Below are 12,901 nucleotides of genomic sequence, written 5' to 3'. Positions count from 1 at the left end.
GCGGCCATGAAGACGGATCGCGGTCCGTCCCGACGTCGTCCAGCCGACCCGCGTCCGGTTCACCCGGCGGTGACGGCCTCCACGGCCCGGGTGAGGAGCGTCCCGGCGCCGGTGACGGCCCGGGTGAGGGCGTCCGGGTCGTCCGTGAGGTTGCGTACGACCGTGTCCACCTCCCGCAGCCCCGCCCGTGCCACCAGGCCCTTGTCGTTGGTGACCCACTGCCCGCGCGCCGCGAGCACCGCGTGCGCCGTCTGGGTGGCTGCCAGGGCGATCGCGCCGGCGACCTGGGTGACGGCCCCCTTGGGGGCGTGTCCGGCCTCGGCGTAGGCGAGGGTGGCGGTGGCCATGCCGTGCCAGTGCGCCGGGGCGCTCACGCGCAGTGCCGCCGGGTAGGCGTCCGGACGCGGCAGTTGACCGCGCAGCACCTTGTTGATCGCCAGTTCGGCGACGAGCAGGTACGTCGGGATGCCCGCCAGGTGGAACATCAGCGGCTCGACGCGGAAGCGGCCCCGCTCCGCCTCGGCCACCTCGTGCTCCACCACGTCCAGGTCGCGATAGTGGACGTCCACGCGGCGGCCCTCGATCGTCAGCCAGGCCCCTCCGTTGAAGACGCCGCCGCCCCACGCGCCGATCTCGCCGACCTCGCCCTCCCAGCCGACCGCGCGGAGGTCGGCCGGGTCGAAGGCGCCGCGGTAGTAGACCGCCATGTCCCAGTCGCTGTCGGGCCGTTGGGTGCCCTGGGCCCGTGAGCCGCCCAGGGTGACGGCTTCCACGGCGGGCAGGGCGGCGAGGCGGTCGGCGGTGGTGTCGAGGAAGGTGTGGTCCGAGACGGTGGGCACGGTGGGCTCCTGGGCAGCGGGGTCCCGGGAAGCGTAGGGGACGGCCTTGTCGACCGGAAACGAAATACGGGTGCGGGTGCGTGCCGGACGTCTCATGATCGGTGGGTTGTCCTGTCGTCGCCCGCTGATCGGAGACCTCACGTGATCCGCCGCGTCACCGTCCCGAGTCTCTTCCCGCCGCCCGCCTACTCCCATGTGTCCGTCGTGGAGGCGGGCACCCGGCTGGCGTTCCTCGCCGGGTCGGTACCGCTGGGCCCGGACGGCTCACTCGTCGGGCCCGGGGATCCCGTGCGGCAGGCGGAGCAGGTCATCGGCAACCTGCGGGAGCAACTGGCCGCCGTGGGCAGCGATCTGGCGCACGTCGTGGCGACCGACGTGTACGTGGTGAGCGCCGACCCGGCGGTGCTGTCCGCCGTCTGGAGTGTGGTCGAGGCGTCCGGCCTCAGCGCGGGCCCGCACTCCTCGACGCTGATCGGTGTGGCGTGTCTGGGGTACGCGGGGCAGCTGGTGGAGATCACGGCGACGGCCGTCGTGCCCGACGAGCCGTCCGTCTGAGGGAAGTCGCCCACCCGCTACTGCCCCGGGGGTCTGCCCCACACCCTCCGTTTCGGCAGCGGCCCGGCGTAGCTTCCGGCCCGGCTCGTGGTCAGGCCCAGCGCGACCAGCGACTCCGCCAGCTTGACCGCAGCGCCGACCCCGTCCACGACCGGCAGGCCCAGCTTCTCCCCGACCGCCCGTTGCAGCCCGGTCATGCCGGCGCACCCCAGCACCAGGACTTCCGCCCCGGCCGCGCGGGTCCGTTCGGCGGCGGCCAGGAACGCCGTCTCGGTCCGTTCCCCGTCGCCGAGGTCGAGCACGTTCAGGCCCGTGCCGACGATCGCGGCGCAGTTGCGGGCCACGCCCGCCGTCTCCAGGCTGTCCTCGATCTGGCCGCGCGAGCGCTCCAGCGTGGTGACGACGCCGTAGCGGCGGCCCAGCAGGCAGGCGAGATGGGCCGCGGCCTCGGTGATGTCGACGACGGGCACGTCCACCAGTTCCCGTACGCCTTCCCGCCCGTGCTCCCCGAACCCCGCCATGACCACGGCGTCGTACGGCGGCCCGTCGTAGGTCCGCAGCGTGTCCAGGACGGCCGCGGCGGACAGGTAGCTGTCGAGCCAGCCCTCCGCCGAGGCCGGCCCCCAGGCGGGGGTCAGGCCCGTCACGGTGGTGCCCGGGCCTGCGGCGGCCCGGGCACCTCGCACGATCTCCTCGGTCATCTCCTGCGTGGTGTTGCAGTTGGTGACGACGATCCGCACGCTGCTCAGACCTCCGCGGTGGCACGCTCGGAACGGCCCAGGGCGGCGTAGATGCCGGCGGCGAGCGCCGTGCCGATGAACCAGGAGTAGGGGGCCACGTCGCTGAAGGTCTTCACCAGTGCGAGCACCGCGGCGACACCGGCCGCCGGCAGGAACGCCCACAGCGCCTTGGGGTTGAAGCCCTTGCGGTAGTGGTAGCGGGCGCCCGGAGAGGCGTCGAAGAGCTCGTCGACGTTCACGCGGCCGCGCTTGACCCAGTAGTAGTCGACCATGATCACGCCGAACAGCGGGCCGAGGAAGGCGCCGAGGCCGCCGAGGAAGTAGTTGACGACGGTCGGGTTGGAGAAGAGGTTCCAGGGCGTGACGAGCAGCGCCGCGACGGTGCTGATCATGCCGCCCACCTTGAAGGTGATCTTCTGCGGCCAGACGTTGGCCAGGTCGTACGCCGGCGAGACGAAGTTGGCGACGATGTTGACGCCCATGGTGGCGATGGCGAAGGTCAGCGCGCCCACCACCAGCACCCAGGTGTTGCCGATCTCGGCGACGAGGTAGGCCGGGTCGGTGATCTCCTTGCCGAAGACCTCGAAGGCGCCGGCGGTGACGATGACCGACACGATCACGAAGGCCGTGGAGTTGACGGGCAGGCCCCAGAAGTTGCCGCGCCGGACCGACGTGTAGTCGGGGGCGAAGCGGGAGAAGTCGCAGAAGTTGAGCATGAGCGTGCCGTACGTGGCGAGGACCAGGCCGATCGCACCGAACCACTGGCGCCACTGCTCGCCGACGGAGACCGGGTGCGGGGTGGAGGTGAGCGAGATCGTCCAGCCGGCCTTGGCGAGGATCCACACGGCCAGCGCGATCATGACCAGCCAGATCGCCGGCCCGCAGAAGTCCTGGAACTTGCGGACCGATTCCATGCCCCGGCTGATGATGGCCGCCTGGACCAGCCACAGGGCGACGAAGGAGACCCAGCCGAGCGCGTCCAGGCCCAGGAAGGAGTTGTGCGTCCAGGACTCCAGACCGGGCCAGGCCGCCAGCAGCATCACATTGACGGCGACGGAGGCGAGGTAGGTCTGGATGCCGTACCACATGATGGCGATCACGGCTCTGATCAGCGCGGGGATGTTGGCGCCCCAGATGCCGAACGCGATCCGGCTGACCACCGGGAAGGGCACGCCGTGGCGCTGGCCGATCTTCCCCATCCAGTTCATGCCGATGTAGATGATCACGAACCCGACGAGCAGGGACGTGAAGATCTGCCAGACGTTCATGCCCAGGAAGAGCAGGCCGGCCGCGAAGGTGTAGTTGCCGAGGTTGTGGACGTCGGACATCCACATGGCGAAGAGGTCGAAGACCTTCCAGTTGCGCTTCTTGGCGGGCGCGAGGTCTTCGTTGGTGAGTCGGGGATCCGGAACGAACGCCTGGGTTCCGGTGGTTGCGGCACGGTCGGCCAGGGACACGGGGGCCTCCAGAGCAAGGGGACGGCGGAGGACTGCTCTGCGGGACGACGGACGGCCGCCCTGCGAGGTGTTTGGTATACCAAACTGCCCTCATGGTCTCGCCGTCAACCGTTCTGACCGATGTCGCAGTCGTTAACGCTGCGTAAAAGACCCTTCGCGTCGACGAAGATGGCTGCATGACGAAGATCGAACCCCTTGGAGCGGTCCGCGAACGCGTCACGGCCGAGCTGCGCCAGGAGATCATCGCGGGCAGCCTCCGTCCCGGAGACCGCCTGGTCGAACGGGAACTGGCGGAGCGTTTCGGTGTCTCGCGCGTGCCGGTCCGGGAGGCGATCCGGGCCCTGGTGGCCGAGGGCTTCGTCCACTTCGAGACCCCCCGCCGCACGGTGGTGCGCCGCCTCACCCCGACCGACGTCAAGGAACTGTTCGAACTGAGGGAAGCCCTGGAGGTCTACGCCGCCGGACTCGCCGCGTCCCGCGCGACACGGGAGGACCTGGCCGAGGTCCGGGACTTGATCGACCGCGCGGCCGCCGCCACCGAGGCCGGGGACGCCGAGGCGATCACCGACGTCAACAGCCGCTTGCACGACCGCATCGTGGCGATGGCCGGCAACAGCCTGCTGACCGAGGCCCTGGAACCGGTCGCCGGCCGGCTGCGCTGGATGACCCGGCGCAACGAGGAATGGCCCCAGCTCCTCGTGGAGCACCGCGAGTTGTACGAGGCCATCGCCTCGGGCGACCCGGACCGGGCCCGCGCGCACGCGCTGACCCACGTCCGCACCAACTACCGTTCCACAGTCCGCCACCTGTTCGGCGAGGAGGCCTCCTAGCCGCTCGCGGTCGGCAGCCCCGCGGCCCGCCCCGCCGTCCGCAGGACGTCACGCAGCATGGCGGGGGTGAGCCGGCCGGTGAAGGTGTTGCGCTGACTGACGTGGAAGCAGCCGAACAGCTCCAGACCATCGAGGTGGTACCGGGCGCCGTGCGAGAAGGCCGGACGCGGCCGGGGCACGGGCCAGCCGGCCTCGGCGAACGCGGGCAGCGCGGCCTGCCAGCCGAAGCCGCCGAGCACGACCGCGGCCCGCAGCGTGGGGCGCAGCAGCCGCAGTTCCTGCACGAGCCAGGGGCGGCAGGTGTCCCGCTCCTGCGGGGTGGGCTTGTTCGCGGGTGGGGCGCAGTGCACGGGCGAGGTGACGCGCACGCCGTACAGCTCCAGACCGTCGTGGGCGTGCACCGCGGTCGGCTGGGAGGCGAGGCCCACGTCGTACAGCGCCTCGTAGAGGACGTCCCCGGAGCGGTCGCCGGTGAACATCCGGCCGGTGCGGTTTCCCCCATGGGCGGCGGGGGCGAGTCCGACGATCAGCAGCCGGGCGTCCGCCGGCCCGAAACCGGGGACCGGCCGGCCCCAGTACGTCCAGTCCGCGAAGGCCGCTCGCTTGGCACGGGCCGTCTCCTCACGCCAGGAGACCAGCCGCGGGCAGGCCCGACAGTCCGCTATACGCCGGTCGAGGAGAGGAAGGCCGCTCGCGTCCATCACTCCACGGTAGGCGCAGACGCGGACCGCGGTCGTCACCGGGGGCAAGATCGCCGAGCATCGGGGCGGACACTCCGGCGCGCCCGCTGAGCGGCCCGCCTCGCCCGTCCGCTCGGCGGCCCCTTTGGGCAGAGTGAGGAGGGACGGAGATATCCCGTTCGGCAGGGCGGCTCGGAGGACTAAGGTCGGGGACATGGCTTCTCATGGTGCGGAGTACGAAGGGGTGGACGGGACCCCGGATGCGGCGGACCGGACCGAGCCCCTGGCGCCCGAGTCCCCCGAGCCCGCAAGCGGCTCCCGGAACGGCGACCCGAAGTCCCCGGATCCGAAGGTCGCCGCGGCGATCGCCGCCGCCGAGGCCGCCGGCCCGCCGGGCGGGGGGACCGTCCGCGTGGACAGCTGGATCTGGTCCGTCCGGCTCGTCAAGACCCGCTCGATGGGAGCCACCGCCTGCCGGGGCGGGCACGTGCGCGTCAACGGCGAGCGGGTGAAGCCCGCGCACGCGGTCCGCGTCGGTGACGAGGTGCGGCTGCGGCACGAGGGCCGCGAACGGGTCGTCGTGGTGACGCGGCTGATCCGCAAGCGGGTCGGAGCCCCTGTCGCCACCCAGTGCTACGTCGACAACTCCCCGCCGCCCCCGCCCCGCGAGGCCGTCGCCCCCGCCGGCATCCGCGACCGCGGCGCGGGCCGTCCGACGAAACGCGACCGCCGCGAGCTGGAACGGCTCCGCGGTGCGGGCGGCCCGGGCCCGTTCCCCGGTCCCGGCCCGTTCCCCCGTCCTGGCGCGGGGCCCGGCTTCGGCAAGCCCAGGCCCTGACGCGGAGCCACACGCCGGCGTCCGGGACGAGCACATGGCCCTCCCGGACGCCGCCGCGGTCGCACGCGCCCGTCAGGCCCGCCGCAGCAGGCGCAGCAGATCGGCGTTGTGGCTCCGCCTCGCCCAGGCGATGAGGGCGAGCGGCACGATGAGGATGAGCGGCGTCGCCGCGTACTGCCCGTCGAAGACGGTCACCTGGACGACGAACGCGCCCACCATCAACGCGCTCAGCGCCATCGCCGCCACCGACTGGAGCACGGGGATCAGCAGGGCGACTCCCCCGGCCAGCTCGAGCAGGCCGATCGTGTACATCCCGGCACTTCCCCAGCCGAGCTCCTCGAAGGACTCGACGGCCGAGGCGTGCGCGATGAGCTTCGGCAGGGCGCTCGCGATCACGTAGAAGAGGGCCAGCACGACCTGGAGACCGCGCAGCGCGATCCGGGCACGCCGCCCGCGAGCGGCCGGGGGCTCCGCGACGACGCCGGTCGGGGTGGACGCGGTGGGGACGGTGGTGGGAGCGGTGGTCTCGGACATGGAGGTCTCCTGCGGCAAGTGGTCCGTGATGCTGTCGCTGTGATGGACCGCGCCGAGGCGCCGAACTCATCGGTGTCCGTCGCAGTTCACTCGCCTCGATTCACCGACACCGTCCCTCAGGGGCTGAGCCGCCGGACTCTTCCGGTCAACGGCACCTGCTTCGCGAAGACCGGTGTGCCGGACACGTCCAGACGGGCCGATCTCCCTCCGATGCCCGTGCCCAGCGGCACGGCTGCGTCGAGCAGGGCTCGCAGTTCGGCGTCCCCGCACGAGGCGAGGTGCGTCGACACCGAGTCGTAGACGGTCGGACGGTCTCCTCCGGTCATCTCCACCCCCTCACGCCGGCTAGCCCCTCGGCACCGCCCTCACCCACATACGATCCGGTGTCAGATACCGGTCCACCGCCAGCCCCACCTCCCCCAGCGCCTCCTCGAACTGGTGCTTCGTCAGCGGTCGCGAGCGGAAGGTCTGGGTCCAGACCGCGTCGGGGAACTCGTACTCCGCGCGCACCGAGTGGACTCCGTCCCCGAGCGGCTCCGAGGACACGATCCGTACGGTGAAGCCGCCGGGGTCCTTGCGCTCGCGCGGCACGTCGACGTGGTGGTCCTCGCCTTCGCGCTGGATCAGCACGCAGCCGCCCTCAGCGACATGACGCACACACGCGCGCAGGATGCCGCGCCGTACCTCGACGTCTCCCGCGTGGACGAGGAAGGACGCGAGCAGCACCACGTCGAACCGCTCGCCGAGGTCCAGCTCCTCGATCGGGCCGAGTATCGTCCGGGCACCACGCACGCGCTCCAGCATCGGGGCGGATTCGTCCACCGCCGTGGCCGTGAATCCGCGGTCCAGCAGGGCGTGGGTGAGGCGTCCGACGCCACAGCCGAGTTCCAGGATGTGCGCACCGGGGGGCACGGCGGCGGCGATCACATCCGGCTCGTCCCGGACGGGTAACCGCGCGTACAGCTCCACCGCGCAGCCGTCCGGGGTGATGGCGCCGGGTCCCGTCCCCTCGTACCCCTCACGCATTCTCATCTCCATGTCCGTCCAACGGGCCACCTCCGCACACCCGTTCCCGTGCCACCAGTCTTCACCCGATCGAGTGAACGGGGTGAACGGGGCGCCGGCGGCGTGGCTCGCAGGCGGGCTTCCGGCTTGCCCCGCCCCCTTCCCGTTCTTCCCCCTCCCTCCCCCGCTCCGTCGACCTTGGTGGACCCCGGTCTCGAGGAGTACGTTGCAAACAGGAGTGGTGATCGACGATGCGTACAGGGAGTGAACCGCGGACCGCGCGCAGTGCCCTGCGGGCGCGTTTCTGGCTGAGCGTGTGGGGGCTGGTCTGGGCGCTCTTCGGGACGGTGGCGTTCGTCGTCGTAGGCCGGACCGGGTGGGCCATCGCCTGCGGTGTGCTGCTGCTGATCGTCACGATCGACCTGGTCGTCGTCCTGCGGCACATCCGGCAGGGCCCGCACTACCAGCCGGGCCCCGACATCCCGCCCTACCGGCCGCCGGACGATCGCCCCTGACGCGAGAGCGGGCGGCCGGTCACGAGTCGAAGCGCGCGGCCTTCAGGAATTCCGGGTTCGGATCCAGCGCCGCCGCCAGGCGGAAGTGGCGCTTCGCCTGGTCGGGGTGGCCCTGCCGCTCATACGTACGGGCGAGCGCGAAGTGCGCGAACGCGTTGTCCGGCTCCCGCTCCAGGACGATCTGGAACTCGAGCTCCGCCGGCCTGAGCTGCGCCGCCGCGAAGAAGGCCCGGGCCCGCAGCAGCCGGGCGGCGGTGTTCTCGGGGTGGGTGGCGATGACGCGGTCGAGCAGCTTCACCGCGCCCCGCGGGTCCCGCGCGGCGAGCAGTTGCTCGGCGGCACGGAAGTCGATGACGTGCGTCTCCGGAGTGCGTCCGGTCGAACCGCTGGTCTCGGGCACGGCAGAGTCCTTCCCTCACTGCACGGGTTCAACGCCCGCGGGGGCCGCCGCTATTCCGCGGCAGACGGCCTGGGCGCCCGCGACCTGCGGACGAGCTCGTCCCACACGTCCTTCACGCGCTGCTCCAGCTCGGCCAGCGGGACGTCGTTGTCGATCACGATGTCGGCGATCTCCCGGCGCTGCTCGCGTGTCGCCTGGGCGGCCATCCGCGCGCGGGCGTCCTCCTCGCGCATGCCGCGCAGCCGTACGAGCCGGTCGAGCTGCGTCTCGGGCGCCACGTCGACGACGATCACCAGGTCGTAGAGCGACGCCAGGCCGTTCTCCGTGAGGAGCGGGACGTCGTGGATCACGACGGCGTCCTCGGCGGCGGCCTCCTCCAGCTCTCGGGAGCGGGCGCCGACCAGGGGGTGGACGATCGCGTTGAGGGTCGCGAGCTTCTCCGCGTCGGAGAAGACGACCGCTCCGAGGCGGGGCCGGTCCAGGCTGCCGTCGGCGGCGAGGATCTCCTCGCCGAAGGCCTCGACGACGGAGGCGAGCCCCGGCGTCCCCGGTGCGACGGCCTCCCGCGCGATGCGGTCCGCGTCGATCAGCACGGCCCCGTGTGCGACGAGCAGCCGTGACACCTCGCTCTTGCCGGCGCCGATGCCACCGGTCAGACCCACCTTCAGCATGTCGGCAGCTTAGGCCCTGCCGCTGACAGGGCCCTCGGCCGGCCCCCGGGGATCAGTTGTCGCCTTCGCGTTCCGCCAGGAACTTCTCGAACTCCTGGCCGATCTCGTCCGCCGACGGGATGTCCACCGGCTCGGCGAGCATGTTGCCCCGGGTCTCGGCACCCGCGACGGCGTCGTACTGGTGCTCGAGACCGTCGATGAGCGCGGTGAGGTCCTCGTCGCCCTCGCGGATCTGCCGGTCGATCTCCGTCTGGGTGCGGTGGGCCTCCGAGCGCAGCGCGTGGGCGATGCCGGGCAGGACCAGTCCGGTCGCCGCCGTGATGGCCTCCAGCACCGTCAGGGCCGCGTCCGGGTACGGGGAGCGGGCGATGTAGTGCGGGACGTGGGCGGCGACGCCCAGGACATCGTGCCCGGCCTGGAGCAGGCGGTACTCGATGAGGGACTCCGCGCTGCCGGGCACCTGCGCCTCCTCGAACGGGCTCGGGTGGCCCGGGACGAGGTCGGTGCGGTTGCCGTGCGGGGTGAGACCGACCGGGCGGGTGTGCGGGACGCCCATCGGGATGCCGTGGAAGTTCACGGAGAGGCGGACGCCGAGCCGCTCCACGATCTGCCTCACGGCGGCGGCGAAGCGCTCCCACTCCACATCCGGCTCGGGGCCGGACAGCAGCAGGAAGGGCGCGCCGGTCGCGTCCTGCACGAGCCGCACCTCGAGGGCGGGGTCCTCGTAGTCGGTCCAGCGGTCGCGCTTGAACGTCAGCAGCGGGCGGCGCGCGCGATAGTCCACGAGCCGGTCGTGGTCGAAGCGGGCGACAACCTGGTGGGGCAGGGAGCCGAGCACCCGGTCGACGATCTGGTCGCCCGTCTCGCCCGCGTCGATGTATCCGTCGAAGTGGTAGAGCATGACAAGTCCGGCCGACTCCTGGGCGAGCGCCATGTCGACGACGGCCAGGCCCTTCGGCTCCCATGCGTACAAACCCTGCGGATCAAGCACAGTGACCGCTCCTCCTCGTGTTCACATCGGACAACGCCGTTGCGGGGCTGGGCATTCCCCCGGGAGGAGATTCATGATCTTGACAGGCATGACCGAGGGGCCGCACCCCGAAAGGTACGGCCCCTCAAGCCTTCAACTGCCCTCAGCTAGAAGCCGACGTCAGCTCTGGCCACCGGCCAGCTTCTCGCGCAGCGCGGCGAGCGCCTCGTCCGAGGCCAGCGCACCGGAGTTGTCCGGGCCCTCGGAGGAGTACGAACCGCCACCACCGGACGCGGCCGGAGCGGCGGCCTCGCCACCCTCGGCAGCGGCCTTCTCGTCCGCCTCGCGGGACTTGATGACCTGCGCCTGGTGCTGCTCGAAGCGCTGCTGCGCCTCGGCGTACTGGGTCTCCCACGCCTCGCGCTGGGTCTCGTAGCCCTCGAGCCAGTCGTTGGTCTCGGGGTCGAAGCCCTCGGGGTAGATGTAGTTGCCCTGGTCGTCGTACGACGCGGCCATGCCGTAGAGCGTCGGGTCGAACTCGACCGAGGCCGGGTCCGAGCCGAAGGACTCGTTGGCCTGCTTCAGCGAGAGGCTGATGCGACGGCGCTCGAGGTCGATGTCGATGACCTTGACGAAGATCTCGTCGTTGACCTGGACGACCTGCTCCGGGATCTCCACGTGGCGCTCGGCCAGCTCGGAGATGTGGACCAGACCCTCGATGCCCTCGTCCACGCGGACGAACGCACCGAACGGAACCAGCTTCGTGACCTTGCCGGGCACGACCTGGCCGATCTGGTGGGTGCGGGCGAACTGCTGCCACGGGTCTTCCTGGGTCGCCTTCAGCGACAGGGAGACACGCTCGCGGTCCATGTCGACGTCGAGGACCTCGACGGTGACTTCCTGGCCGACCTCGACAACCTCGGAGGGGTGGTCGATGTGCTTCCAGGAGAGCTCCGAGACGTGCACCAGGCCGTCGACGCCACCCAGGTCCACGAAGGCACCGAAGTTGACGATCGAGGAGACGACGCCGGAACGGACCTGACCCTTCTGGAGGGTCGTGAGGAACGTCTGGCGGACCTCGGACTGGGTCTGCTCCAGCCAGGCACGGCGGGACAGGACCACGTTGTTGCGGTTCTTGTCCAGCTCGATGATCTTGGCCTCGAGCTCCTTGCCCACGTAGGGCTGGAGGTCGCGGACACGGCGCATCTCGACGAGGGAAGCCGGCAGGAAGCCACGGAGGCCGATGTCGAGGATGAGACCACCCTTGACGACCTCGATGACGGTACCGGTGACGATGCCGTCCTCTTCCTTGATCTTCTCGATGGTGCCCCAGGCGCGCTCGTACTGGGCGCGCTTCTTCGAGAGGATCAGGCGGCCTTCCTTGTCCTCCTTCTGGAGAACAAGGGCTTCGATCTCGTCACCGACGGCGACGACCTCGTTGGGGTCGACGTCGTGCTTGATCGAGAGCTCGCGGCTCGGGATGACACCTTCGGTCTTGTAACCGATGTCGAGCAGGACCTCGTCCCGGTCGACCTTCACGATGACGCCGTCGACGATGTCGCCGTCGTTGAAGTACTTGATCGTCTCGTCGATCGCGGCGAGGAAAGCTTCCTCGTTACCGATGTCGTTGACCGCTACCTGCGGAGTGGTAGAGGTGGTCTCGGTGCTGCTCGTCATGTGGGAAAGGGCTCCGGTACGGACAGTGAGTCGTAGGTACTGCTTACGCCGGGAGCCCGTTTCGCTCTGAAGAAGCCGGACAGCCAAGGAAGCGCCACACAAAACCACTGGTGGCGCCTCGACAACCGAGGGGACATACAACAGATGCGAGCGCGACCTGCTACGTCTGAGGTGCGCAGGCCCGCAGCGCAACTTGTAGCATACGGGGGCAGCCGGGCAGGGTCAATGCGCGAAGCCGCCCACGCGGGGCGGATCGCCGCATACCCGGCACAAATCCCGTCGTCCGAGGCCACGCAGGCCGCTGGACGCCCTCTTTGTGCCACCGCCGGGACCGGCTGGACGGAAGAGTACGACGAGGGAGCCGATCATCCAAGAGTCCGAAGCGTCCGAACCCGAGGCCACCCGGCGCGATGCCGATGGCACGGAGAGCTCCCGGGCCAATCGTGGCTGGTGGGACCGCAACGCGGACGAGTACCAGATCGAGCACGGCACGTTCCTCGGTGACGACCGCTTCGTGTGGGGCCCCGAGGGCCTGGACGAGGTGGAGGCCGAACTGCTCGGGCCGGCGGAGGGCCTGAAGGGCCGGGACGTGCTGGAGATCGGCGCCGGCGCCGCCCAGTGCTCGCGCTGGCTGATCGCCCAGGGCGCGCGTCCGGTCGCCCTGGACATCTCGCACCGTCAGCTCCAGCACGCGCTGCGCATCGGCGGTTCCTTCCCCCTGGTGTGCGCCGACGCCGGCGCGCTCCCCTTCGCGGACGGCTCGTTCGACCTGGCCTGCTCGGCGTACGGGGCGCTGCCGTTCGTCGCCGATCCGCGCCAGGTCCTGCGGGAGGTGCGCCGGGTGCTGCGCCCCGGGGGCCGCCTGGTCTTCTCGGTGACGCATCCGATCCGCTGGGCCTTCCCGGACGAGCCGGGGCCGGAGGGCCTGTCGGTGGCGGCCTCCTACTTCGACCGCACTCCCTATGTCGAGCAGGACGACGAGGGCCGTGCGGTCTACGTCGAGCACCACCGCACACTGGGCGACCGCGTCCGGGACGTCGTGGCGTCGGGCTTCCGTCTGGTCGATCTGGTGGAGCCGGAGTGGCCCGCCTGGAACACGTCCGAGTGGGGCGGCTGGTCTCCGCTGCGCGGGAACCTGATCCCGGGGACCGCGATCTTCGTCTGCGAGCGGGACTGAGGCACGCGCGCGT

General features: G+C 71.0%; 16 protein-coding genes. 5 read left to right on the top strand and 11 right to left on the bottom strand.

What is annotated here, in order from left to right; translation table 11 throughout:
• Positions 1–59: 59 nt before the first annotated feature.
• The gene (locus tag AB0I06_RS20155) at positions 60–839 is read right to left on the bottom strand and encodes a nucleotidyltransferase domain-containing protein (protein ID WP_363120178.1); all 780 of its coding nucleotides are present in this window, start codon (positions 837–839) and stop codon (positions 60–62) included.
• A gap of 141 nt (positions 840–980) precedes the next feature.
• Between AB0I06_RS20155 and AB0I06_RS20150 the strand changes: the two genes are divergently transcribed.
• Positions 981–1,394, top strand: coding sequence for a RidA family protein (locus AB0I06_RS20150; protein ID WP_363120177.1), 414 nt, complete (start codon positions 981–983; stop codon positions 1,392–1,394).
• 17 nt (positions 1,395–1,411) lie between these two features.
• Here AB0I06_RS20150 and AB0I06_RS20145 read toward each other — a convergent pair whose 3' ends face one another.
• Positions 1,412–2,134 carry an aspartate/glutamate racemase family protein gene (locus AB0I06_RS20145; RefSeq protein WP_363120176.1) on the bottom strand — a complete coding sequence of 241 codons (723 nt, stop codon included), beginning with the start codon at positions 2,132–2,134 and terminating at the stop codon, positions 1,412–1,414.
• Positions 2,135–2,139: 5 nt separating this feature from the next.
• The gene (locus AB0I06_RS20140; RefSeq protein WP_363120175.1) at positions 2,140–3,591 is read right to left on the bottom strand and encodes an NCS1 family nucleobase:cation symporter-1; all 1,452 of its coding nucleotides are present in this window, start codon (positions 3,589–3,591) and stop codon (positions 2,140–2,142) included.
• 176 nt (positions 3,592–3,767) lie between these two features.
• Here AB0I06_RS20140 and AB0I06_RS20135 point away from each other — a divergent pair, with 176 nt between their 5' ends.
• Entirely contained in the window at positions 3,768–4,421 is a 654-nt protein-coding gene (locus AB0I06_RS20135) for a GntR family transcriptional regulator (protein WP_363120174.1), read from the top strand.
• On the opposite strand, the gene AB0I06_RS20130 is transcribed toward AB0I06_RS20135, so the two are convergent.
• Positions 4,418–5,122, bottom strand: coding sequence for a uracil-DNA glycosylase (locus AB0I06_RS20130; protein ID WP_363120236.1), 705 nt, complete (start codon positions 5,120–5,122; stop codon positions 4,418–4,420). The two genes, AB0I06_RS20135 and AB0I06_RS20130, sit on opposite strands and share 4 nt — an antisense overlap.
• Before the next feature lie 193 nt (positions 5,123–5,315).
• On the opposite strand from AB0I06_RS20130, the gene AB0I06_RS20125 reads away from it, so the two are divergent.
• A complete protein-coding gene (locus AB0I06_RS20125) occupies positions 5,316–5,939 on the top strand; it encodes an RNA-binding S4 domain-containing protein (protein WP_363120173.1) in 624 nt (207 codons plus the stop codon).
• A 72-nt stretch (positions 5,940–6,011) separates the two neighbouring features.
• Here the strand turns inward: AB0I06_RS20125 and AB0I06_RS20120 are convergent, their stop codons facing one another.
• The 3 genes from AB0I06_RS20120 to AB0I06_RS20110 all read right to left on the bottom strand — a co-directional run bounded on the left by AB0I06_RS20120 (position 6,012) and on the right by AB0I06_RS20110 (position 7,499).
• Positions 6,012–6,473: a DoxX family protein gene (locus AB0I06_RS20120; RefSeq protein WP_363120172.1), complete on the bottom strand. Its 462-nt coding sequence runs from the start codon at positions 6,471–6,473 to the stop codon at positions 6,012–6,014.
• A 116-nt stretch (positions 6,474–6,589) separates the two neighbouring features.
• A complete protein-coding gene (locus AB0I06_RS20115; RefSeq protein ID WP_363120171.1) occupies positions 6,590–6,799 on the bottom strand; it encodes a hypothetical protein in 210 nt (69 codons plus the stop codon).
• Positions 6,800–6,818: 19 nt separating this feature from the next.
• On the bottom strand, positions 6,819–7,499 hold the full coding sequence (locus AB0I06_RS20110) for a class I SAM-dependent methyltransferase (RefSeq protein ID WP_363120170.1): 681 nt from the start codon (positions 7,497–7,499) through the stop codon (positions 6,819–6,821).
• Between the two features lie 230 nt (positions 7,500–7,729).
• Between AB0I06_RS20110 and AB0I06_RS20105 the strand changes: the two genes are divergently transcribed.
• The gene (locus AB0I06_RS20105) at positions 7,730–7,993 is read left to right on the top strand and encodes a DUF6343 family protein (protein WP_363120169.1); all 264 of its coding nucleotides are present in this window, start codon (positions 7,730–7,732) and stop codon (positions 7,991–7,993) included.
• A gap of 19 nt (positions 7,994–8,012) precedes the next feature.
• On the opposite strand, the gene AB0I06_RS20100 is transcribed toward AB0I06_RS20105, so the two are convergent.
• From AB0I06_RS20100 to rpsA, 4 genes are all read right to left on the bottom strand, one after another.
• Complete coding sequence (locus tag AB0I06_RS20100; protein WP_363120168.1) at positions 8,013–8,393, bottom strand: tetratricopeptide repeat protein; 381 nt, start codon at positions 8,391–8,393, stop codon at positions 8,013–8,015.
• A gap of 50 nt (positions 8,394–8,443) precedes the next feature.
• Positions 8,444–9,064: a dephospho-CoA kinase gene (gene coaE / locus AB0I06_RS20095; protein WP_363120167.1), complete on the bottom strand. Its 621-nt coding sequence runs from the start codon at positions 9,062–9,064 to the stop codon at positions 8,444–8,446.
• Between the two features lie 52 nt (positions 9,065–9,116).
• Positions 9,117–10,055, bottom strand: a complete 939-nt coding sequence (locus tag AB0I06_RS20090; protein WP_363120166.1) for a PAC2 family protein — start codon at positions 10,053–10,055, stop codon at positions 9,117–9,119.
• A 159-nt stretch (positions 10,056–10,214) separates the two neighbouring features.
• Positions 10,215–11,711: a 30S ribosomal protein S1 gene (gene rpsA, locus AB0I06_RS20085; RefSeq protein ID WP_142164567.1), complete on the bottom strand. Its 1,497-nt coding sequence runs from the start codon at positions 11,709–11,711 to the stop codon at positions 10,215–10,217.
• Positions 11,712–12,075: 364 nt separating this feature from the next.
• Here rpsA and AB0I06_RS20080 point away from each other — a divergent pair, with 364 nt between their 5' ends.
• Entirely contained in the window at positions 12,076–12,888 is an 813-nt protein-coding gene (locus tag AB0I06_RS20080; RefSeq protein WP_363120235.1) for a class I SAM-dependent methyltransferase, read from the top strand.
• Positions 12,889–12,901 lie beyond the last annotated feature (13 nt).

The organism is Streptomyces sp. NPDC050674, assembly GCF_040654575.1.
Lineage (GTDB): Bacteria > Actinomycetota > Actinomycetes > Streptomycetales > Streptomycetaceae > Streptomyces.
This window is presented reverse-complemented; position numbering and strand designations above follow the sequence as displayed.